Genomic DNA, 22,443 nt, shown 5'->3' with positions numbered 1-22,443 from the left:
GCTCCCACAGGGAATCGCCTTGTGCTGCGAAAGGCCGGCAGCGGCAATACTCCTCAACGCCCACCACGCCCATAAGCCTGGCTGATCCGGTCGATCACCATGGCCAGGGCGACGATCGCCAGCCCGGCCTCGACGCCTTGGCCGACATTCAGGGTCTGGATCCCCGACAGCACGTCTTCGCCCAGCCCGCGGGCGCCAATCATCGAAGCCACCACCACCATCGACAGGGCCATCATCACCGACTGGTTGAGCCCGGCCATGATGCTCGGCAGCGCCAGCGGCAGGGCGATGCGCCGCAACCGCTGCCAGCGGCTGGCCCCCAGGCCATGGGCGGCTTGCAGCAGCGAAGGGTCGATCTGGCTCAGGCCCAGTTCGGTCAGCCGCACCAGCGGTGGCAGGGCATAGATCAGCGTGGCGAACACGGCGGGCACCTTGCCCAGGCCGAACAGCATCAGCACCGGGATCAGGTAAACGAAGGCCGGCAAGGTCTGCATCACATCCAGTACCGGCAACAGCAACCGCTTCGCCAGTGGCCGGGCAGCCAGCAGGATGCCCAGCGGCACGCCCACCAGTACGCAGAGGCCGGTACTGACCAGCACCAACGCCATGGTCTGCAGCAGTTTGTCCCACAACCCGAGCATGCCGATCAGGGCCAGCAGCGCCACCAGTACCGCGCTGCGCAGCACGCTGCGGCTGGCATGCCAGGCCAGCAGGCCGATCAGCAACAGCAGCAGCCACCACGGCATCAGGCGCAGCAGGGTTTCCAGGCCGACCAGCAGTTGCAGCAACTGGTCCGAGACGCTGCGCAGGTGATCGCCGTAATGCAGCACCAGCCAGTCGACCAGGCGGTTGACGCTGTCGGCAAAGGAAAATTGCAGGGCTTCGGGGAAGCCGCCGCTCACAGGCTGCCCTCGACCTTGCTGGCAATGTCCGCAGGCACCCAGGCTTTCCACACCTCGCGGTTATCGCGCAGGAAGGTGAGGGCAGCGTCGCGGGGCGGCGTGCGCTTTTCACTCATGTCGGCCAGTGCCTTGTTCAGTCGGTCGATGGGCAGGTCGACCCGCTCGAACACGCTCACCAGCTCCGGGTAGCCCTCGCGAAAGGCCTTGGATACGCCAACCGACAACTTGGCCGGCAGCGAGCTGCTGCCCTTGGGCTCGGGGTTGCCGGCATCGGTGAGGGTGGCCCAGGCCTGGGCATCGAACGGCGGCTCTTGCAGGCGTATGAGCTTGTAACGCCCCATCAAAGGGGTCGGGTTCCAGTAGTAGAACAGCACCGGCTGGCCACGGCGGATGGCTGAGCCGATTTCGGCATCCATTGCAGCCCCGGAGCCACTGCGGAAGTTGGTATACAGATCATTCAGCCCGTAGGCCTTGAGTTTCTGGCTGTTGACGGTTTCGGATGTCCAGCCGCTGGGGCTATTCAGAAAACGCCCTTTGCCGGGTGACTCGGGGTCGCGGAACACCTGCGGGTAACGCTTCAGGTCCTCGACGCTGCGCAATTGTGGCGCCACGGGTTTCAGCTTGCGTGCCGCATCGCCCTCGATCACGTAGGCCGGCACCCACCAGCCTTCTTCGGCGTTCTTGACCGTGTCGCCCAAGGCGAACACCTGGCCGGCCTGCTCTGCCTTGACCCAGGCAGGGCTGCGCCCGGCCCATTCCTCGGCGATTACCTGCAGGTCGTTGCGCGCAAGGGCCACTTCCATGCTGACGGTGCTGCCGGGCAGGGTGTCGGTGGTGTAGCCGTAGCCACGCTCCACGATCAGCCGCAGGATCTCGGTGGTGAGGGCACCGCTTTCCCAGCCGATGGCACCAAAGCGAATGGGCGTGGTGCGTTCTGCCGAGGCGGCGCTGTCGGTGCTGGCCAGGCCTACGGCGAGCAACAGGCCGGCCAGCAACGTCGGAATCTTTTTCATGGGGCCTCTTGGAGTGGCGCTACTGAGTTGCCGCAAGTGTAGACGACCGGCTCCAGGCCCGGCAGGAAGGCCGCTGCACGCGATTGGCAGCGGCCTGCAAGTGACTCAGACGCGGAACTGGTCCATCAGCGCCTGCTGCTGGTTGGCCAGGCTGTTCAGCGACTGGCTCACGCGCGCCGACTCGTTGGCCTGCCCCGACAGCGATTCGGTGACATCACGGATGGTTGCCACGTTGCTGTTGATCTCCTCGGCCACTGCGCTCTGCTCCTCGGCGGCCGAGGCGATCTGCAGGTTCATGTCGGTGATCACCGTCACTGCCTGGCCGATGCGCTGCAGCGCGGTGACGGCCTGGCCAACCTGCTGCACGCCGCTCTGGGCCTGGCGGTGGCTGTTGTCCATGGCCCCGACCACTTCGCGGGTGCCGTTCTGCAAAGCCTCGATCACCTGGCGGGTTTCTTCCACCGATTCCTGGGTACGCTGGGCCAGGTTGCGCACCTCGTCCGCGACCACGGCAAAGCCACGGCCGGCTTCACCGGCACGGGCCGCCTCGATGGCGGCATTGAGCGCCAGCAGGTTGGTCTGCTCGGCGATCGAGCGGATCACTTCCAGCACCGAACCGATCTTCTCGCTGTTCTGCGCCAGGCCCTCCACCTCGGCCATGGCGTTGCTCATGTCGGCGGCCAGGGCATCGATGCTGTGGGTGGTGCGGTCGATCACCGCCAGGCCTTCACGGGTCGCCTGGTCGGCGTCGCGGGCGGCCTGCGCGGCCTGGGCGGCGCTGCGGGCGACGTCCTGGGCGGTGGCACTCATTTCGTGTGAGGCAGTGGCCACCTGGTCGACCTGGCGGTACTGCTGCTCCATGCCGGCGCTGGTCTGGGTGGCAATTGCCGAAGACTGGTCGGCGGTGCCACGGGCGGCCTGCACCGAGCGTTTGACCTCGGCGATGGTCGGCTGCAGCTTGTCGAGGAAGCGGTTGAACCAACCGGCCAGTTCGCCCAGTTCGTCCTGCTTCTGGTAGGTCAGGCGGCGGGTCAGGTCACCTTCGCCGCTGGCGATGTCCTTGAGCATGCTTGCCACGCCGAGGATCGGCCGGGTAACGCCGCGGGCCATCAGCCACACCATCAGCAGGCCGGCAATCGCCGCCGCCAGGCCCAGGCCAAGTTCCAGCAGGGTGCCGCTGGTGTTCAGCGCGTCCAGCTCCTGTTTCAGCGCTTCGGCCGGCCCGGTCAGGGCGTTTTCCGGCACATCCAGCAGCACGCCCCAGGGCTGGGCATCCGGAATCGGCTGGAACGCGGCCAGCACTTTCAGGCGCTGCTGGTCGTGCACGATGGTCATCTTGCCATCGGCCAGCTTGCGCACCAGTTCGGCACCCTTGGCGGTGTCGACCTGGTCGAAGCGCTGGGCCAGCTTGCTGGCGTCGGCGCTGTAGCCGGCCAGCAGGCCGACCGGGCTGAGGATACCGACCGTGGTGCGGCCTTCGTACAGGCTGCGGCTGGCCTCCTGGCTCAGGGCCTGCAGGCTGTTGAGGTTGATGTCGATGGACAGGGTGGCGATCACCTTGCCGTCGACTGCCAGCGGGAAGACGATGCTGGTCATCAGCACCTGCTGGCCATCGATGTCATAGAAGTAGGGCTCCACCACGCACACCTTGCCGGATGTGCGCGGGCACACCCACCAGGTATTGGCTGGCTGGCCGCTGGGGCCGATCTCGGTGTTGGCCATGTCATGCTCGGGCAGGGCCATGGCCGTCAACTGGCCGACACGCGGCTGCGACCAGTACAGGGCGAAGCGCCCGGTTTCGTTGCTGCCCAGTTCCGCCTTGCCGGCGAACAGGCTGTCCTTGTTGTCCAGGGCGTTGGGTTCGAACACCAGCGACAGGCCGAGCAGCTCAGGGTTGGCTTGCAGGGCGGCGCGCACCTGGCGGGTCATGTCCTCGCGCAGGTCGAAGGCATCGAGAAAGCGCTTTTCCGCCTGCTCGCGCAGGAACAGCACCTGGCGGGCGAAACCGGCGCCGTACTGGTAGGCGTCCATGAACTGGCGGCGGATGTTCAGCGCCTGCACCTCGCCCTGCGACTCGATGCGCGACTGCGCCGACTCGGTCAGCATCTGCATGCTGCTGGCCTTGACCAGGTCCGAGCTGTGGTCCATGCGGTACAGCGACAGGCCGACGAGCAGGGTGACGATGCCGGCCAGGCAGAGACCGGCGAGCAGGGTGATCTTCCACTGGATGGAAAGTTGTCGCAAAGGCATGGGGGTGGGTCCCTTGTAATAAGAGTGTGGCTGACGAATATGTCGGCTGGCGCGGGCTTTTCTTTATTCAAACGTTCAATTTAATCCGCAGGCCGCGCGAGGCGTTGGTAATCCGCCGCAACATGGCGCTTTTGACATCTGCTGCCCACTGCTTCAGAGTGCGCGCTTTTTTTCTGTCGCAATGAGGTAAGCCAACCATGAATGCAGTGATCGCCGCGGTCGGCATCATGCTGATACTCAGCCTGTCCCGCGTGCACGTGGTCATCGCCCTGATCATCGGGGCCCTGGCCGGTGGGCTGGTAGGCGGCCTGGGTATCGAGGGTACGCTCAAGGCCTTCAACGGCGGCCTCGGCGGCGGGGCCACGGTGGCCCTGTCCTATGCACTGCTGGGCGCCTTTGCCGTGGCCATCGCCAAGTCCGGCCTGGCCCATGCCCTGGCCGACCGCGCCCTGGCCATGATCGACCGCCAGGGCCATGCCAATGGCGGCAAGGTCAAATGGTTGCTGGTCGGCCTGATGCTGGTGGTGGCGGTGTCGTCGCAGAACATCCTGCCTATCCACATCGCCTTCATCCCCTTGCTGGTGCCGCCGCTGCTGTACGTGCTGACCCGCCTGCGCATCGACCGCCGGCTGATCGCCTGCGTGATCACCTTCGGCCTGATCACCCCGTACATGTTCCTGCCGGTGGGCTTTGGCAACATCTTCCTCAACGAAATCCTGCTGGCCAACGTTGCCCGCGCGGGTGTCGACGTGAGTGGCGTGAATGTCACCCACGCCATGGCCATCCCGGCAGCCGGCATGCTGGCTGGCCTGTTGCTGGCGGTATTCATCAGTTACCGCAAGAAGCGTGACTACGACCTGGCGCGCATCGAGCAGGTAGAGCAGGTGAGCGTGCAGTACAACCCGCTGACCCTGCTGGTGGCCGGGCTGGCGATTGCCTCGGCGTTCATCGTCCAGTTGTGGCTGGACTCGATGATCATCGGCGCCATGGTCGGCTTCCTGATCTTCTCGCTGTCGGGCATCGTGCGCTGGAAGGACACTGACGACCTGTTCACCGAAGGCATGAAGATGATGGCCATGATCGGCTTCATCATGATTGCCGCCTCGGGCTTTGCCGACGTGATGAAGGCCACCGGTGAGGTGAAGAGCCTGGTGGAAACCTCGGCGCAGTGGATCGATCACAGCAAGGGCGTCGGTGCCTTGCTGATGCTGCTTGTGGGCCTGCTGGTGACCATGGGCATCGGCTCGTCGTTTTCCACCGTGCCGATCCTGGCCGCGATCTTCGTGCCGCTGTGCGTGCAGCTGGGCTTCGACCCGCTGGCCACGGTATGCATCGTTGGTACCGCCGGTGCCCTGGGCGACGCCGGCTCGCCTGCCTCGGACTCGACCCTGGGCCCGACCTCGGGTTTGAACGTGGATGGCCAGCACCACCATATCTGGGACACCGTGGTGCCCACCTTCATCCACTACAACCTGCCACTGCTGGCGTTCGGCTGGTTGGCGGCGATGACGCTGTAAGACGGGGAGGGGCGTCAGCCCTTGTCGGGCGGCGGCGAGATGCGGTTGAGCACGGTGCTGCCGTCCTTGCTGCGGGTCAGGTAGACCGGCAGCACCTTGGGCAGGTTGTTGACCAGGCGCCCCACCTCACGGGTGTTGTAGATGCCGCTGATGCGGATGCGGCCGGTGCTGGCGTCGGCCAGCAACAGCGGTGCGTCGAGGTAGCGGTTGATAATCGGCAGGGCCTGTTCCAGGCTCAGGTTGTCGAGCACCAGCTTGCCGTCGCGCCAGGCCAGGCTGTTGCCGTAGTCGTCGCTCTGTTCCAGTTGCGGCTCGAAGTCGCCCTTGTGATAGCTGGCCTGCATCCCCGGGCCCAGGCGGTAGCCACCGGCGCTGCCGTCGCTGGATACCAGTACCGAACCCTCCACCAGGGTGACCTTGACCTGCTCCTGGTACTTCCACACGTTGAACTGGGTGCCGGTGACGCGGGTCTGGCCGCGACCGGCATGCACGATGAACGGGTGGCTGCTGTCGTGCTGCACCTTGAAGAACGCCTCGCCACGCTTGAGCGTGACCTGGCGCTGGTCCTTGTAGTTGAGGTAGGTGAGCTCGGTGTTGAGGTTGAGCTGCACCGTGCTGCCGTCGCTCAGTTGCACAGTCTGCATGTGCGCGCCGGCTTCGAAGTGCTGGTAGTGGTTGGGCAGCCAGCCTTGCTCCCAGCCCACCCAGCCGGCCAGCGGCAGCACCGCCAGGGCGATTGCGGCAGCGGATGCCAGCGGCCGCCAGTTGCGCGGGCGCGCGGCCTGTTGCACGGGCGGGTTGAAGTCGATGACAGTGGCATTGCGCGGCAGCAGGTCGGCGGTTTGCCAGATTTCCAGCATCGCCTGGTATTCCTCGGCATGCCGCGGGTCGGCCGCCAGCCAGCGGGCGAACGCCTCGCGCTCGCCCGCCGTGCAATCTTCGGCGTGCAGGCGCATGCACCAGTGCGCGGCGGCGTCGGTGATGGCATCGTCTGGGCTGGGATTGAGGCGGTCGTGGTTCATTGCGGCTCCGGGTTTTGCGCATTCTACCCTTGCTGGAGGGCTCCCGAGAACCGAGGTAATGGCGAATGACTATCAGTTGTGCCGGTTTTCGTCGGATTGGTGATGGTTTTCCAGCGTTTGAGAACCCTTCGCGCAGGTAAATTCAGGCTGAAATCGTTGGGGCTGCTGCGCAGCCCTTTCGCGACACAAGGCCGCTCCCACAGGTACAGCGCTGCCCGATGGGTTGGTGCGATACCTGTGGGAGCGGCCTTGTGTCGCGAAAGGGGCGCATAGCGCCCCCAGAGGCTCATCAGAACTGCGCCGCCTCCAAACCATAAAGGCTGCCACTACCCGCCCGGATACTGGCCTCCAGCCCCAACCCCCGCGGCAAGACCCGCTGGAAGAAGAACTCCGCACACGCAAGCTTGGCCCCATGAAACGCGGCATCTTCGTCACGCCTGGCCAACGCCACCGCCGCCATCCGCGCCCACATGTAGGCATACGCAGTCAGCCCGAACAGCTGCAAATATTCCACCGCCACCGCGCTGACCAGGTTGGCATCCTCGCCGGCCCGCGCCCGCAGCCAGGCGCTGGTGGCCTCCAGCCGCGCCAGGCTCGCTTGCAGGGCTTCACGGTGCAGCGGCGCATCCACGCTGAAGGCCCGCACCTCGGCGGCAAAGCTGGCCAGCGCCTGGCCACCGTCGGCCAGCACCTTGCGCCCGAGCAGGTCGAGGGCCTGGATGCCGTTGGTGCCTTCGTAGATCTGCGCAATGCGCACGTCGCGCACCCGCTGCTCCTGGCCCCATTCGCGGATATAGCCATGGCCGCCATACACCTGCTGGCCGAGCACGCAGCTTTCCAGGCCGTTGTCGGTGAAGAACGCCTTGGCCACCGGCGTCAGCAGCGCCACCAGGCGCTGCGCATGCTCGCGCTCGCCGGCGTCATCGGCGTAGCGCGCCAGGTCCAGCTGCTGGCCGACGTAGGCGGCAAACGCCCGCCCACCTTCGGTGAGGGTGCGCATGGTCAGCAGCATGCGCCGCACATCGCCGTGCTGGATGATCGGGTCGGCAGCCTTGTCCTGTGCCTGCGGGCCGCTGGCGGCGCGGCTTTGCAGGCGCTCGTTGGCGTAGCGGGCGGCGCTCTGGTAGGACGCCTCGGCACAACCGATGCCCTGGATGCCGATGGACAGGCGCTCGTAGTTCATCATGGTGAACATCGCCGCCAGGCCCTTGTTCGGTTCGCCCACCAGGTAGCCGACGGCACCATCGAAGTTCATCACGCAGGTGGCCGAGGCCTTGATGCCCATCTTGTGTTCGATCGAGCCGCAATGGGCGGCGTTGCGCGCGCCCAGGCGGCCATCGGCCTCGACCAGGTACTTGGGCACCAGGAACAGCGAGATGCCCTTGGCGCCGGTGGGTGCATCCGGCAGCTTGGCCAGCACCAGGTGAACGATGTTCTCGGTCAGGTCCTGTTCGCCGCCGGTAATGAAGATCTTGCTGCCGCTGATGCGATAGCTGCCGTCGGCCTGGGGCTCGGCGCGGCTGCGGATCAGCCCCAGGTCGGTGCCGGCATGAGGTTCGGTGAGGCACATGGTGCCGGCCCAGCGGCCTTCGTACAGGGGCGGCAGGTAGGTGGCCTTGAGCGTTTCGCTGGCGTGGGCATCGATCGCCAGGCAGCTGCCGGCGCTCAACGCCGAATACAGGCTGAAGCTGCAATCGGCGGCGTAGAGCATTTCTTCGAACAGCACACCGAGCATTTTCGGCATGCCCATGCCGCCGTGTTCGGGGTTGCCGCCCAGGCCGACCCAACCGCCTTCGCGGTAGGTGTGCCAGGCCTCGCGGAAGCCGTCAGGGGTAGTGACTTCGCCTGCGGCAAAGCGCACGCCTTGCTCGTCACCGTTGCGGCTGAGCGGGGCAATCAGCTGGCCGGTGACTTTGGCTGCTTCCTCGAGGATGGCATCGGCGGTATCGGCGTCGATGCGCTCGGCAAGGGCAGGCAGGCGGGCCCACAGGGCCGGGGCGTTGAACACATCATGCAGGACGAAGCGCATGTCGCGCAGGGGGGCTGTGTAGGTGGTCATCGGGGGCTCTTGGAATAAGGGAAACATGGGCTGGCCTCTTCGCGGGCACGCCCGCTCCTACAGGTAAAGCACGGGGTTCGAGGCCGGTGCGGTCCCTGTGGGAGCGGGCATGCCCGCGAAGAGGCCACTACTCGATCAGAGGGCTTTGGCCCGGTCGCGCAGCACGTACTTCTGGATCTTGCCGGTGGAGGTCTTGGGCAGTTCGCCGAACACCACGGTCTTCGGCACCTTGAACCCGGCCAGGTGCTCGCGGCACCAGCTGGTGATGTCGGCTTCGCGGGTGTCTTCGCGGCCCGGCTTGAGGGCAACGAAGGCGCACGGGGTTTCCCCCCATTTTTCATCCGGGCGCGCTACCACCGCGGCTTCCAGCACCGCCGGGTGCTTGTACAGGGTGTCCTCGACCTCGATGGTGGAGATGTTCTCGCCACCGGAAATGATGATGTCCTTGAGCCGGTCCTTGATCTCGACATAGCCGTCGGCGTGCCACACGGCCAGGTCACCGGTGTGGAACCAGCCGCCACGGAAGGCTTCTACGGTGGCCTCGGGGTTCTTCAGGTAGCCCTTCATCACCGTGTTGCCGCGCATGAAGATCTCGCCCAGGGTGTCGCCGTCGCGCGGCACCGGTTCGAGGGTTTGTGGGTCGGCGACCATCAGGCCGTCGAGGGTCGGGTAGCGCACGCCCTGGCGGGACTTGATCCGTGCGCGCTCTTCCAGCGACAGCTCATCCCATTCGTCATGCCAGGCACACACGGTCACCGGGCCGTAGACTTCGGTCAGGCCGTAGGTGTGGGTGACCTGGATGCCCATCTCTTCCACGGCGCCGATGACTTTGGCGGGTGGCGCGGCGCCGGCGACCATGGCCTGCACCGGGTGCTCGATGGCCGCCTTGGCCGCTTCGGGCATGTTGACCAGGGCGTTGAGCACGATTGGCGCGCCGCACAGGTGGCTGACCCGGTGCTCGCGGATCAGGGTCAGGATCTTCTGCGGGTCGACTCGGCGCAGGAACACATGGGTGCCGGCCAGCGCGGTGATGGTCCATGGGTAGCACCAGCCGTTGCAGTGGAACATCGGCAGGGTCCACAGGTACACCGGGCGATGGCCCATGCCCCAGACCATCTGGTTGCCCAGGGCGTTCAGGTAAGCGCCACGGTGGTGGTAGACCACGCCCTTGGGGTTGCCGGTGGTGCCGGAGGTGTAGTTGAGCGAGATCGCCTGCCACTCGTCATCGGGCCATTCCCAGGCAAAGTCCGGGTCGCCTTCGGCGAGGAACGCCTCATAATCCAGTTCGCTGACCGCACGGCCTTCGCCGTACTCCGGGTCATCCACATCCACCACCAATGGCGGGTGCTCGAGCAAGGCCAGAGCCGCCTCGATGACGCTGTGGAACTCGCGGTCGGTGATCAGCACCTTGGCCTCGCCATGCTGCAGCATGAAGGCGATGGCCTCGGCGTCCAGGCGTACGTTCAGGGTATTGAGCACGGCGCCGGTCATGGGCACGCCAAAATGGGCTTCGAGCATGGCCGGAATGTTGGGCAACATCACCGCCACGGTGTCGCCACGGCCGATACCCCGGCCCACCAGGGCGCTGGCCAGGCGTCGGCAGCGTTGGTAGGTCTGCTGCCAGTTGCGGCGGATGGCACCGTGGATCACCGCCGGGTAGTTGCCGTATACGGCAGCGGTGCGTTCGATGAAACTCAGCGGGGTGAGGGCGACATGGTTGACGGCAGCGGGCATCAGGCCCTGGGCATAGATCGACATGCGGTAATCCTGTAGGGGAGGCAGGCACAACCTGTGCGCTTGACCCCCGGTGGCTGATTGTTAGCTCTGTTCAGGGTGCAGGGAGGCGGACGGTGGGCCGCTCCCCCTTGTCGCAGTTTTACGCGAGTCGCTATGGTATTAGGAATATCGACTATAGCAATATAGTAAAACTACTATAACAACGAGCCGCCTATCGTGGACAACACTGCCTATCCCTTGCTCGCCAAGGACCCGCAACCCAGCCTGATGCTGGCTGGCGACGCCAGGCCGCTGGCACTCAACCCGGCGTTGCAGGCCTGGGTCGATGAGGGCCCGGCACTGGCCAGCTGGCTGCCGGGCAACTGCGCCGCCCTGGTGCGCGCCTGCCTGCGCCAGCGCCGGGCGATCGCCGATGTCGAGGTGCAGGTCGGCGAACGCATCGTGCTGTGGAGCTTCATCCCTGACGACCAGGGCCAGCAAGTGCTGGCGCGTGGCCGCGACGCCAGCGACGAGCGCCATGGCGCACGCGAGGCCAGCCGCGCCCGGCGCTTGTACCGGCTGATCATCGAGAACACCACCGACCTGATCTCCCGGCACAGCCCCGACGGCCGCTTCCTCGATGCCTCGCCGGCGGCATTCCGCCTGCTTGGCCTGTGGCCCGAGCAGCTGCGCGGCATGGCCGTGCATACCTTGCTGCACCCGCGCGAGCGCCGCCAGGTGCTGCGCCAGGCCGCCGCCGCGCTGGACCAGGACGGCTACCACACCATGACCTGCCGGGTGCGCCAGGCCGCAGGCGGCTACCGCTGGTTCGAGATCGCCAGCCGGGCCATCCGCGAAACCTACACCGGCGCGGTGGTAGAGGTGGTCAGCGTGTCCCGCGACATCACCCTGCGCATCGAAGCCCAGGAGAGCCTGGCGCACAGCGCCCGGTTGGCCACCTTGGGCGAGCTGGCTTCGGGCATTGCCCACGAGATCAACCAGCCGTTGGCCGCAGTGGTCAACTATGCCAATGCCAGCCAGCGCTACTTGCAGGGCCTGGAGCGCGACCCGCAGGCCCGCGAGCGGGTGGGGCAGGGCCTGCAACGCATCAGCGAACAGGCCACCCATGCCGCTGAAGTGATCCGCCGCCTGCGCGCCTTCCTGCGCAAAGGGCCGCGCCGCCTGCAGGCGCTGGACGTGGCCGAGGTGGCCGGCGAAGCCATGCGCCTGTGTGCCTGGGAAGCCGCGCGTGACCAGGTGGTGGTCGAACTGCGCATGAGCGCGCAGCTGCCCTTGGTGTATGCCGACCGGGTACTGCTGGAGCAGGTGCTGTTGAACCTGCTGCGCAACGCCATCGATGCCAACCGCGAGCAGCATGGCGAGCGGCCGTCACGTATCCTGCTGGGCGCCGCGCGCGATGGCGATGGCGTGCTGGTCGAGGTGGCCGACCAGGGCCCGGGCGTGGCGCCCGAGCGCCTGGATGAAATCTTCACGCCGTTCACCACCAGCAAGGCCGACGGCCTGGGCCTTGGCCTGAGCATGAGCCGCAGCCTGATCGAGGGCTTTGGCGGCAGCCTGTGGGCGCGAGCCGGTGACAATGGCGGTCTGGTACTGTGCTGCCGCCTGGCGGTCAGCAGGGGATAAGGGGAGATGGCAGTGCAAGCGAAAGTGTATGTGGTCGATGATGACCAGGGTATGCGCGACTCGACGGTGTGGCTGCTGCAGTCGGTGGGCTTGCAGGCTTTGCCGTTCGCCGGCGGGCAGGCGTTTCTCGACGCCTGCGTCGACGATGGGCCGGCCTGTGTGCTGCTGGATGTGCGCATGCCTGGGCTGGGCGGGTTGGCGGTGCAGCAGGCGATGCGCGAGCGTGGCCTGGAGTTGCCGGTGATCTTCGTCAGCGGCCATGCCGATGTGCCGATCGTGGTGCGGGCATTCAAGGCCGGCGCCTGCGACTTCATCGAAAAGCCCTACAACGACCAGTTGCTGCTCGACAGCGTACAGGCCGCGCTGGAGAACGCCGGGCGGGCACGCCAGGACGACCAGGCGCTGGCCCGGGTGCAGGCGCGCATCGACGGCCTGACCCCACGCGAGCGCGATGTGTTCGTGCCGTTGGCCCAAGGGTTGAGCAACCGCGAGATTGCCGAGCGGCTGGGCGTCAGCGTGAAGACGGTGGACCTGTACCGGGGGCGGGTGATGAAGCGGTTGCAGGCCGATAGCCTGGCGGAGTTGGTGGGCATGGCCATAGCCTGCGGGGCGGTGGAGGCACTGGGCCTGCGATTGCGGCAGTGACAGCAGTCACAGTTCCCTGTGGGAGCGGGCGTGCCCGCGAAGCAGGCACCGCGGAGGATGGCACGGGCTTCGCCCGTGTTCGCGGGCATGCCCGCTCCCACAAGGGCGCGCAGGTTTTCAGGTGTGCTTAAGCAATTCATGAAATTTTCCATAGCAACCTAATCAAAGCTTTGACATTCACTGCCTAGGCAGTAATATTTTTACACAATTACCCGAGCAGCCTCCGATGGCCCATTTTTCCCCCGAAAACTTCCAGACCTGCGCCATCGGCATGCTGCTTGGCCGCGCGGCGATCCTCAAGGACCGCATTCTCGACTGGCACCTCGAATCCGAAGGCGTCACCGCCGCGCAGTTCAAGGTGCTGATCATCGTCACCCAGTACCAGGTGGACACCCCGGCCGAGCTGTGCCGCTACCTGGGCCTGGACAGCGGGTCGATGACCCGCATGCTCGACCGCCTCGAGCAGAAGGAGCTGATCGTGCGCAACCGCTGCGCCGACGACCGCCGCCAGGTGCGCCTGGCCCTTACCGCCGATGGCCAGCGCCTGGCTGACCGCCTGCCGGAAATCGGCGCGGCGGCCATGAACGAGTTGTGCGGCGCGCTGGCAGCCGAAGAGCTCGAGACCCTGGAAGGCCTGCTGGCCAAGGTCCTGCTCGCTGCCGGCGACCCGTTGACGATCCGCCGCTTCGGCGATCGTTGAACCCTGTCACGAATTATCCAAGGTATTGTCATGGCCACTCCCGCAGACACCCCGACTCCCTCCGCCGCGCCCGAACCGTCGCGCAAGCGCAAGGCCTGGCTGCTTGGCCTGGTGTTGCTGCTGATCCTTGCCGGCGTTGGTGCCTGGGCCTGGTACAGCCTGGTCGGGCGCTGGCACGAAAGCACCGACGATGCCTACGTCAACGGCAACGTGGTAGAGATCACCCCGCTGGTCACCGGCACCGTCACCAGCATCGGTGCCGATGACGGCGACCTGGTCCACGCCGGCCAGGTATTGCTGCAATTCGACCCGGCCGACAGCCAGGTGGCCTTGCAGTCCGCCGAAGCCAAGCTGGCGCGCAGCGTGCGCCAGGTGCGCGGGTTGTACAGCAACGTCGACGCGCTCAAGGCCCAGCTGGAAACCCGCCAGGCCGAGCTGCGCAAGGCCCGCCAGGACTTCAACCGGCGCAAGGTGCTGGCCGACAGCGGTGCGATTGCCGCAGAAGAATTGTCCCATGCCCGCGATGACCTGAGCGTGGCCGAGGCTGCCGTCAACAGTGCGCGCCAGCAGCTCAGCACCAGCAGCGCGCTGGTCGATGACACCGTGGTGTCCTCGCACCCCGAGGTGATGGCCGCCGCCGCCGACCTGCGCCAGGCCTACCTCGACCATGCCCGCACCACCCTGGTGGCACCGGTCACCGGCTACGTCGCCAAGCGTACCGTGCAGCTGGGCCAGCGCCTGCAACCGGGCACCGCGACCATGGCGGTGATCCCGCTGGACCAGGTGTGGATCGACGCCAACTTCAAGGAAACCCAGCTGCGCGACATGCGTATCGGCCAGCCGGTGCAGATCAGCGCCGACCTGTACGGCAGCGAGGTCAGGTACAGCGGCACGGTCGACAGCCTTGGCGCCGGCACCGGCAGCGCCTTCGCCCTGTTGCCGGCGCAGAATGCCACTGGTAACTGGATCAAGATCGTCCAGCGCGTGCCGGTACGCATCCACCTCAGCCCCGACCAGCTCAAGGACCACCCGCTGCGCATCGGCCTGTCCACCGTGGTCGAGGTCGACCTGCACGACCAGAGCGGCCCGGCCTTGGCCCAGCAGCCACCGCAGCAGGCCAGCTACACCACCCAGGTGTATGACCGCCAGCTGGTCGAAGCCGACAACCTGATCGCCCGGCTCATCCACGAAAACAGCGCAACCGGCAAGACGGCCCAGCGATGAGCAACAACGCTGCTGCCCAGTTCACGCCACCGAGCCTGCTGCTGACCACCATCGGCCTGTCGCTGGCGACGTTCATGCAGGTGCTCGACACCACCATCGCCAACGTGGCCTTGCCGACCATTTCCGGCAACCTGGGGGTGAGCTACGAGCAGGGCACCTGGGTCATCACTTCGTTCGCGGTGAGCAACGCCATCGCCTTGCCGCTGACCGGCTGGCTCAGCCGGCGGTTTGGCGAGGTGAAGCTGTTCATCTGGGCCACGCTGCTGTTCGTGCTGGCCTCGTTCCTGTGCGGTATTGCCCAGTCGATGCCGGAACTGGTCGGTTTTCGCGTGTTGCAGGGCGTGGTGGCCGGGCCGTTGTACCCGATGACCCAGACCTTGCTGATCGCCGTCTACCCGCCGGCCAAGCGCGGCATGGCCCTGGCGCTGCTGGCGATGGTCACGGTGGTGGCGCCGATTGCCGGGCCGATTCTCGGGGGCTGGATCACCGACAGCTACAGCTGGCCGTGGATCTTCTTCATCAACGTGCCCATCGGCCTGTTCGCCGCCGCCGTGGTGCGCCAGCAGATGCGCACCCGGCCGGTGGTCACCAGCCGCCAGCCGATGGACTACATCGGCCTGCTGACGCTGGTCATCGGCGTTGGCGCGTTGCAGGTGGTGCTGGACAAAGGCAATGACCTGGACTGGTTCGAGTCGTCGTTCATCATTGTCGGCAGCCTGATCTCGCTGGTGTTCCTGGCGGTGTTCGTGATCTGGGAACTGACCGACCGTCACCCGGTGGTCAACCTGCGCCTGTTCGCGCACCGCAACTTCCGCGTCGGCACCATCGTGCTGGTAGGGGGCTATGCCGGGTTCTTCGGCATCAACCTGATCCTGCCGCAGTGGCTGCAGACGCAGATGGGCTATACCGCTACCTGGGCCGGCCTGGCGGTGGCGCCGATCGGCCTGTTGCCGGTGCTCATGTCGCCGTTCGTGGGCAAGTACGCGCACCGCTTCGACCTGCGTGTGCTGGCCGGGCTGGCGTTCCTGGCGATCGGCAGCAGCTGCTACATGCGTGCCGGGTTCACCAGCGAGGTGGACTTCCAGCATGTGGCGCTGGTGCAGCTGTTCATGGGCATTGGCGTGGCGCTGTTCTTCATGCCGACCTTGAGCATCCTGCTGTCCGACCTGCCACCGCAGCAGATTGCCGATGGCTCGGGCCTGGCGACTTTCCTGCGTACCTTGGGCGGCAGTTTCGCGGCGTCGCTGACCACCTGGATCTGGATTCGCCGGGCGGACCAGCACCATGCCTACCTGAGCGAACACATCAGCCAGTTCGACCCGGCCACGCGGCATACCCTGGAGCAGCTGGGCGGGGCCAGCCCGCAGAGCTATGCGCAGCTGGAGCAGATACTCAACGGGCAGGCGTACATGATGTCGACGGTGGACTACTTCACCCTGATGACCTGGGTGTTTGCCGGGTTGATCCTGTTGGTGTGGTTCGCCAAACCGCCCTTTACCGCCAAGGCGGGGCCGGCGTCGGCAGGGCACTGAGCCGGGCCAGAACAAGGCCCAGGCTCTTTCCCAGATGCCAGGTCAGGCACTCGCTGCTGCGTACCAGGGCCGCTGCATGCGCAGCACCAACCGGTCGATTTGCGGCACCAGCAGGTTGCCGGCCAGCACGGCGAAGCAGAGGCCATCGGCGTAAAGCCCGAACTCGCGAATCAGCTCGGTCAGCGTGCCGACGATCACGCCGAAGAGGATGCGACCGGCGCGGGTATCGGGGCTGGTGACCGGATCGGTGGCGATGAAGAAGGCGGTGAAGAGGTAGCCGCCGAGGCTGAGGTTGTACACGGCTTCCTGCAGGCTGTGGCCGGCGGCCATGCACAGCAATACTGTGCTCGCGATCATCGCCAGCGGAATCTCGATGCGGATCACCCGCAGCAAAGCCAGCAGCAAACCGCCGGCAATGTAGCCGTACCCCGACAGGTTGTGGGTGACATGGGTGAACTCGTTCTGCGCCAGTTGAGTGGCGCCGGCGAACGCATCGAGTTCCAGGCGTGGCGCCAACTGTAGCTGTTGCAGCAGAACCGCCTTGGCGTCCAGGGCTGCGGTCCAGGGAGCATGGTTCGATGGCGCGGGGTACAACTGCTGGTAGAAGCAGATGGCGACCACCCCCAGGCCAACCATCGCAGGGTTGAGGCGGTTGCGACCAAGGCCTCCACTGGCGTGCTTGCACAGTGCCAGCGCGGCAAAGCTGGCCAGGGCGATCATCCACAACGGCACCATCAGCGGCAATGCCCGAGCCAGTATCAGGCCCAGCACCAGCCAGCTGAGGTCGCTCAAACCCTTGCGTACGTCATGCCCGCGCAGGCGCAGCAGGGCGGCTTCGAAGCCCAGGGCGAACAGCACGCACCAGAAGGCCTGCAACCAGACCACGACGCCGAATTGCCAGGCATACAGGACGGTGCCCGGTAGCAGGCACAGGACGACCAGCAGCATCACCGTGCGCAGTCGTTGCGGGATGGGGTGGCGTATCAGGCTCATGCGCGGACCTCCGTCTTGCTCTGGCGGAAGCGTTCGCGCAGCGGGATATTGCTTGGGCAGATGCTGCTGCAGCTGCCGCATTCGATGCAGGCGTCCAGGCGCAGCTCTTGCAGGCTGGCCTTGTCCAGGCGTTCTGCGGCAGCGTAGAGGTCCAGCGGCCTGAGCGACATCGGGCAGACATCCACGCAGCGCGTGCAGCGAATGCAACTGCTGGCGGGGCGAGCAGCCGGCAGGTAGCGCTCGGCGCCGAATATCAGGCAACTGCTGGTCTTGCTGACGAAGGCGTTGGCGTCCGGTAGCGGCTGCCCCATCATCGGGCCGCCGACCTGGGTCAGCTGCCCAGTGGAGGACGCGCCAGCAATCGCGCGCAGTTCGCTGACCGGGTAACCCACCGGCACCCGCACATTGCCCGGGCGCTCGCAGTCACCGGTCAGTGTCAGCACGCGGCTGGTCAGTGGTTCGCCCTGGAAGACGGCCCGGCCCAGTGCGTAGAGGGTTGCGACATTCAGCGCCAGCACGCCGATATCGGCGGGGCGGCTCCCCGGGGCCAGGTTGCGGCCACTGAGGCTCTTGATCATCAACGGCTGCCCACCTGCCGGGTAACGCTCCGGAAGTGGACAAATCTCGACCCGGGTGCGCGCCTGGCGAGCGGCGGCACGTAACGTGGCCATCGCCTCCGGCTTGTTGGTTTCGATGCCGAAACGGGTAGTCGTTATTCCCAGCAGCGCGGCGACATAGTCGGCGGCCTCGATCAACGCTTCGGCATTCTCACGCATGAGGCGGTCATCGCAGGTAAGGAAGGGCTCGCATTCGGCGCCGTTGATCAGCAGCAGATCGGGCTGCTGTGCGCCGGCCAGCTTGAGGGCAGTCGGGAAACCCGCACCACCAAGGCCGACTATGCCCATCTGCAAGGCGCGCTCGACCAGCGCCTCTGGCGTTTGCGGCAGGCTCGGCGCCGGGCGCTCGAGCCACTCATCCAGGCCATCTGCGTTCAGGATGACGGCCATGACCGGCTCGGCCGAGTCGGCCGCGAAGACGTGATCGATCCGGTCCACGATGCCGGAGGTAATGGCATGCACCCAGGCGGTGGTGTTGTCGCCAATACCGATCACTTCGCCCTTGCGCACATGCTGCCCCGGCTGCACGCAAGGCTGGACAAACCGCCGACCCCGCCCGAGCGGGATCGCCAGCTGGATTTTTCCGATTGCGACGGGGGCAACAGGGTTGGCGTTGGACAGTTCCTTGTATCCCCTGAGCTCGATCCCTCCATGCCAACTACGCTGAGAGGATGAGGCGATGGCCAGCAGACGGCGCCAGAAAGTTTTCTGTTGCGGCTGACGCTGGGCGCGGATGCGGCTCTGCAGGCGTTCGACGCTCTGCAACGAATGGCTAGACATTTACTGTCCTCCAATTTTTGGGCAAAGAACGCCCCTGTGCGCTTATGCACATGGTTGTTTTATTGCTTCCGGGACGTTAAGCGGAAAGGGAGGGGGGATGATTGATCACCCGCGCAGATCAGAGTGCTCAATGAGGATTTTGTTCGGTTTTTGACCAGGTTTGCTGATGAACGGTAGGCCAATTGCCATCTCGCAATTCTGGTGAAATAGCCTGCGCCGCGAACGGGCGGCCAGAGTCGGCGAGGTGTCGAATGATGCGCGCAAGCCTGCTGGTGATGCTGGTGACGTTGCTGTATGGCTGCGGCGAAAGGATCGAACGCTTTGGCGGGCCGACCATGGGCAGCACGTATTCGATCCAGTACGTACCCACCGCGCAGGCGCCCGGCGCGCAGCAGGTAAAGGCCGAAGTCGAGAGGATTCTCGAGGCGCTCGACAAGCAGTTTTCCAACTGGCGCGGCGATTCCGTGGTTGCCCGTTTCAACGCTCTGCCGGCCGGCGCCTGTCAGGCGGTGCCGGAAGAGATGCAGCACTTGCTGGTGTACGGTGTGTCCCTGTTCCGCGAGAGTGGCGGGGCTTTCGACCTGACGGTCCTGCCATTGATGAACCTCTGGGGCTTCGGCCCGCGGTCACGCGGCAGGCAGGTGCCGGACGCCAGCGCACTGGCGCGAGAGCAGGCACGGGTAGGCCTGCAGCACTTGCACCTGGATGGAGAAAAGCTGTGCAAGGATGTGGCAGCGCAGCTGGATTTCGACAGCATGCTCGCCGGTTATGCAGTGGACCAGGTGGGTGACAGGCTTGCGGCCCTGGGTATCCAGGCCTATCTGGTCGAGATCACCGGTGAACTCAAGGGCGTCGGCCGCAAGCCGGATGGCTCGCCCTGGCGCATCGCCCTCGAGGTACCGAGTGGCGGGAGCGAGCAGCAAGTGGAGCGCGCCATCGCCCTGGATGGCTACGGCGTTGCCACCGCCGGCGATTATCGCAACTATTTCGAGGAAGGTGGCCAGCGCTACTCGCACACCTTCGACCCCCGTGTCGGCAGGCCGGTCAAGCACGCGCTGGCGGCAGTGTCGGTGGTCGACCCTTCGGTGCTGCGTGCCGATGCCCTCGATACATTGTTGATGGTGCTCGGCCCGGAGGAAGGCTATGCCTTCGCCGAGCGGCATGAAATAGCTGCCTACTTCATCATGCACCAGGGGCTGGGTTTCGTTGCGCGGGCGACGCCGCGATTCGAGACGTTGTTTCCCCAGCAGGGCACGCCCAGGCAGTAGCAGCAGGAAAGGTCATTCCCACGCGCAGCCTTTTCCCCTATTGTCGATGCTCCCTTTCCAAACGATTGGCAGACCCATGGAGAAAGTCATCGTCATCACCGGTGCCAGCCGCGGCATCGGCGCCGCCACGGCGCTGCTGGCCGCCCGCCAGGGCTACCGCATCTGCATCAACTACCACGCCGACGACCAGGCCGCCGAGGACATCCTCGGCCAGGTCCGCGCCCTGGGCGCCAAGGCCATCACCGTGCGCGCCGACGCCAGTGTCGAGGATGAGGTCATCCAGCTGTTCCAGCGCGTGGACGAAGAACTCGGCCCGGTCACCGCGCTGGTCAACAACGCAGGCACCATCGGCCAGCAAAGCCGGGTCGAGGACATGTCCGAGTTCCGCCTGCTCAAGGTCATGAAGACCAACGTCGTCGGCCCCATGCTCTGCGCCAAGCACGCACTGAAGCGCATGGCACGCCGGTACGGCGGGCCGGGCGGGGCCATCGTCAACGTGTCGTCGGTGGCCGCACGCCTGGGCTCGCCCAACGAATACGTGGACTATGCCGCTTCCAAGGGCGCCCTCGACACCTTCACCATTGGCCTGGCAAAGGAAGTGGCAGGCGAGGGCGTGCGGGTCAATGGTGTGCGGCCAGGCTACATCCATACCGGGTTCCACGCGCTGTCGGGCGACCCCGACCGGGTCAGCAAGCTCGAGCCCGGCTTGCCCATGGGCCGCGGCGGGCGCCCCGAGGAAGTGGCCGAGGCCATCCTCTGGCTGCTCTCGGACAAAGCCTCGTACTCCACCGGCAGCTTCATCGACCTGGGCGGCGGGCGCTGAGCGCGCCGGTCAATCCTCCAGCAGCGTGCGTACCCGTTCGGCCAGCACTTCCAGCTCGAACGGCTTGGTCAGCACCTGAGTGCCTTGCAGCAATTGGCCGTCACTGAGCGCCGCGCTTTCGTCGTAGCCAGTGATGAACAGCACCCTGAGGCCGGGGTGGCGCTCGCGGCAACGTTCAGCCAACTGGCGGCCATTCAGGCCGCCGGGCAGGCCGATATCGCTCAACAGCAGGTCTGGCCGCTCGCCAGCTTGCAGGTGGGCGAGGGCGGCCGGGCCGTTCTCGAATGCATCGACCCGATAACCCAGTTCTTCCAGCACCTCGCAGACGACCACGCGCAAGGCGGCCTGGTCTTCGACCAGCAGGATACGCTGCGTGGCGCTGCTGCTTTTTTCCAGCAATGTGCGCGGTGGCCTGGGTGCCAGGGCTTCGGGGTGCTGGTGGTGGCGGGGAAGCAGCAGCTCGATGCGGGTGCCTTCGCCAAGTGTCGACAACACCCGTAGCTGCCCGCCCGACTGGCGCACGAAACCATAGGTCATCGACAAGCCCAGCCCAGTGCCGTGGCCCATCGGCTTGGTGGTGAAAAACGGGTCGACGGCGCGCTCGGCCACCTCCGCCGACATGCCATTGCCGTTGTCGCTGATGCTCAGCCGTACGTATTCGCCAGCTGGCAGTTCCAGTGCACGGGCTTGCTGGTCGTCGAGCAGCAGGTTGTCACCGAGGATATCGATCACGCCGCCGGCGGGCATGGCATCGCGGGCATTGATGCACACGTTGAGCAGGGCGCTTTCCAGTTGCGGCGGGTCGATGAAGGTCGGCCACAGCTGGCAGGGGAATTGGCTGGTCAGGGTGATGGAGGGACCGATGGTGCGGCGCAGCAGCTCTTCCATGCCGCCCACCAGCGTGGCCACCTGCGTGGAGCAGGGCTGCAGGGTCTGCTGACGGGAGAATGCCAGCAGCCGGTGTACCAGCGAAGAGGCCCGCTGCGCCGAGTCGCTGGACAGCTTCAGCAACGGCTCCAGGGCGTCGAAACGGGATTGTTCCAGGCGTTGGCGCATCAGCTCCTGGGCACTGAGGATGCCGCCCAGCAGGTTGTTGAAGTCGTGGGCGATGCCGCCACTGAGCTGGCCGACCGCTTCCATCTTCTGTGCCTGGCGCAGGGCTTCCTCGGCCTTGGCCTGTTCTGCCAGTGCCGCATTCACCCGTTGTTCCAGCTCCTCGTTCAGGCGCTGCAGGGCCTGCTCTGCCCGTCGGCGTGCGGTGACGTCCTTGAACAGTACCGCCACCTGGCGCTTTTCGGCCGGCTCTACACGGAAGGTGGTCACCGACAACACATGGCCGGTGGCGACCAGCTCCTGCTCGAAATGCAGCGGCTCGCCCGTGCGCAGCACCGCGCCATAACGAGCGACCCAGTCGTCTGCCTCATCGGGCACCATCTCGCGCAGTTTCTGCCCGACCACGTTGGGGATGCCGGCGTGCTTGGCATAGGCCGCATTGGCCAGCACATGCACATAGTCGCTCAGCGGGCCGTGCGGGCCGTCGAAGAACTCGATGATGCAGAAGCCCTCGTCCATGGTGTCGAAGAGCGAGCGGTAGAAGTCCTGGTCGTGTTGCTGATGGCTTGCCAGGCGGGCTTCCAGCAGCGCGTTCTGTTGCTGCAGGGCTTCGACTTGTTGGCGCAGTGAAAGCAGGTCGCGGGAGGGCATGCCGACGTCCGACAGTGGATGAAGCCCAGACTTT

17 protein-coding genes and 1 pseudogene are annotated in these 22,443 nt (G+C 65.9%); 8 read left to right on the top strand and 10 right to left on the bottom strand.

What is annotated here, in order from left to right; genetic code table 11:
* Window positions 1-53: 53 nt before the first annotated feature.
* From B2790_RS17635 to B2790_RS25065, 4 genes and pseudogenes are all read right to left on the bottom strand, one after another.
* The gene (locus B2790_RS17635; protein WP_003260645.1) at window positions 54-902 is read right to left on the bottom strand and encodes an ABC transporter permease; all 849 of its coding nucleotides are present in this window, start codon (window positions 900-902) and stop codon (window positions 54-56) included.
* Window positions 899-1,915 carry an ABC transporter substrate-binding protein gene (locus tag B2790_RS17630; RefSeq protein WP_274078798.1) on the bottom strand — a complete coding sequence of 339 codons (1,017 nt, stop codon included), beginning with the start codon at window positions 1,913-1,915 and terminating at the stop codon, window positions 899-901. The genes B2790_RS17635 and B2790_RS17630 overlap by 4 nt, the downstream gene beginning before the upstream one ends.
* A 105-nt stretch (window positions 1,916-2,020) precedes the next feature.
* Entirely contained in the window at window positions 2,021-2,776 is a 756-nt protein-coding gene (locus tag B2790_RS25070; protein WP_372241121.1) for a methyl-accepting chemotaxis protein, read from the bottom strand.
* Between the two features lie 102 nt (window positions 2,777-2,878).
* Window positions 2,879-3,844 (bottom strand): annotated as a pseudogene (locus tag B2790_RS25065) (HAMP domain-containing protein); the annotation flags it as partial.
* A gap of 518 nt (window positions 3,845-4,362) precedes the next feature.
* On the opposite strand from B2790_RS25065, the gene B2790_RS17620 reads away from it, so the two are divergent.
* Window positions 4,363-5,682, top strand: coding sequence for a Na+/H+ antiporter family protein (locus tag B2790_RS17620; RefSeq protein WP_025338869.1), 1,320 nt, complete (start codon window positions 4,363-4,365; stop codon window positions 5,680-5,682).
* Between the two features lie 14 nt (window positions 5,683-5,696).
* Here B2790_RS17620 and B2790_RS17615 read toward each other — a convergent pair whose 3' ends face one another.
* The 3 genes from B2790_RS17615 to B2790_RS17605 form a co-directional block, all read right to left on the bottom strand.
* Complete coding sequence (locus B2790_RS17615) at window positions 5,697-6,704, bottom strand: FecR family protein (RefSeq protein WP_075045017.1); 1,008 nt, start codon at window positions 6,702-6,704, stop codon at window positions 5,697-5,699.
* Window positions 6,705-6,993: 289 nt separating this feature from the next.
* A complete protein-coding gene (locus tag B2790_RS17610) occupies window positions 6,994-8,763 on the bottom strand; it encodes an acyl-CoA dehydrogenase C-terminal domain-containing protein (RefSeq protein ID WP_286919345.1) in 1,770 nt (589 codons plus the stop codon).
* Window positions 8,764-8,898: 135 nt separating this feature from the next.
* Window positions 8,899-10,521 (bottom strand): acyl-CoA synthetase, encoded by a 1,623-nt coding sequence (locus B2790_RS17605; RefSeq protein WP_286919344.1) that lies wholly within the window; start codon window positions 10,519-10,521, stop codon window positions 8,899-8,901.
* Window positions 10,522-10,716: 195 nt separating this feature from the next.
* On the opposite strand from B2790_RS17605, the gene B2790_RS17600 reads away from it, so the two are divergent.
* From B2790_RS17600 to B2790_RS17580, 5 genes are all read left to right on the top strand, one after another.
* Window positions 10,717-12,123 (top strand): sensor histidine kinase, encoded by a 1,407-nt coding sequence (locus tag B2790_RS17600; protein WP_013972946.1) that lies wholly within the window; start codon window positions 10,717-10,719, stop codon window positions 12,121-12,123.
* A 6-nt stretch (window positions 12,124-12,129) separates the two neighbouring features.
* Window positions 12,130-12,768 carry a response regulator transcription factor gene (locus B2790_RS17595; RefSeq protein ID WP_286919343.1) on the top strand — a complete coding sequence of 213 codons (639 nt, stop codon included), beginning with the start codon at window positions 12,130-12,132 and terminating at the stop codon, window positions 12,766-12,768.
* 226 nt (window positions 12,769-12,994) lie between these two features.
* Window positions 12,995-13,468 (top strand): MarR family winged helix-turn-helix transcriptional regulator, encoded by a 474-nt coding sequence (locus tag B2790_RS17590; RefSeq protein WP_025338875.1) that lies wholly within the window; start codon window positions 12,995-12,997, stop codon window positions 13,466-13,468.
* Between the two features lie 30 nt (window positions 13,469-13,498).
* Window positions 13,499-14,692 carry an HlyD family efflux transporter periplasmic adaptor subunit gene (locus B2790_RS17585; protein WP_025338876.1) on the top strand — a complete coding sequence of 398 codons (1,194 nt, stop codon included), beginning with the start codon at window positions 13,499-13,501 and terminating at the stop codon, window positions 14,690-14,692.
* Window positions 14,689-16,224, top strand: a complete 1,536-nt coding sequence (locus tag B2790_RS17580; protein WP_025338877.1) for a DHA2 family efflux MFS transporter permease subunit — start codon at window positions 14,689-14,691, stop codon at window positions 16,222-16,224. Before B2790_RS17585 ends, B2790_RS17580 begins: the two co-directional genes overlap by 4 nt.
* Before the next feature lie 42 nt (window positions 16,225-16,266).
* Here B2790_RS17580 and B2790_RS17575 read toward each other — a convergent pair whose 3' ends face one another.
* Together B2790_RS17575 and rsxC are read right to left on the bottom strand one after the other, a co-directional pair.
* Window positions 16,267-17,217, bottom strand: coding sequence for an RnfABCDGE type electron transport complex subunit D (locus B2790_RS17575; RefSeq protein ID WP_137163742.1), 951 nt, complete (start codon window positions 17,215-17,217; stop codon window positions 16,267-16,269).
* Complete coding sequence (gene rsxC / locus B2790_RS17570) at window positions 17,214-18,614, bottom strand: electron transport complex subunit RsxC (RefSeq protein WP_286919342.1); 1,401 nt, start codon at window positions 18,612-18,614, stop codon at window positions 17,214-17,216. The genes B2790_RS17575 and rsxC overlap by 4 nt, the downstream gene beginning before the upstream one ends.
* 251 nt (window positions 18,615-18,865) lie before the next feature.
* On the opposite strand from rsxC, the gene B2790_RS17565 reads away from it, so the two are divergent.
* Window positions 18,866-19,882: an FAD:protein FMN transferase gene (locus B2790_RS17565; RefSeq protein WP_286919341.1), complete on the top strand. Its 1,017-nt coding sequence runs from the start codon at window positions 18,866-18,868 to the stop codon at window positions 19,880-19,882.
* A gap of 76 nt (window positions 19,883-19,958) precedes the next feature.
* Window positions 19,959-20,705, top strand: a complete 747-nt coding sequence (locus B2790_RS17560; protein WP_061305325.1) for an SDR family oxidoreductase — start codon at window positions 19,959-19,961, stop codon at window positions 20,703-20,705.
* Window positions 20,706-20,714: 9 nt separating this feature from the next.
* On the opposite strand, the gene B2790_RS17555 is transcribed toward B2790_RS17560, so the two are convergent.
* On the bottom strand, window positions 20,715-22,409 hold the full coding sequence (locus B2790_RS17555) for a response regulator (RefSeq protein WP_286919340.1): 1,695 nt from the start codon (window positions 22,407-22,409) through the stop codon (window positions 20,715-20,717).
* Window positions 22,410-22,443 lie beyond the last annotated feature (34 nt).

Origin of the sequence: Pseudomonas sp. UBA6753, from assembly GCF_002453565.1 — a bacterium.
Classification (GTDB): Bacteria; Pseudomonadota; Gammaproteobacteria; order Pseudomonadales; family Pseudomonadaceae; genus Aquipseudomonas; species Aquipseudomonas putida_Z.
The sequence above is the reverse complement of the archived record's forward strand: the minus strand, read 5'-3'. Positions and strand labels throughout refer to the sequence as shown.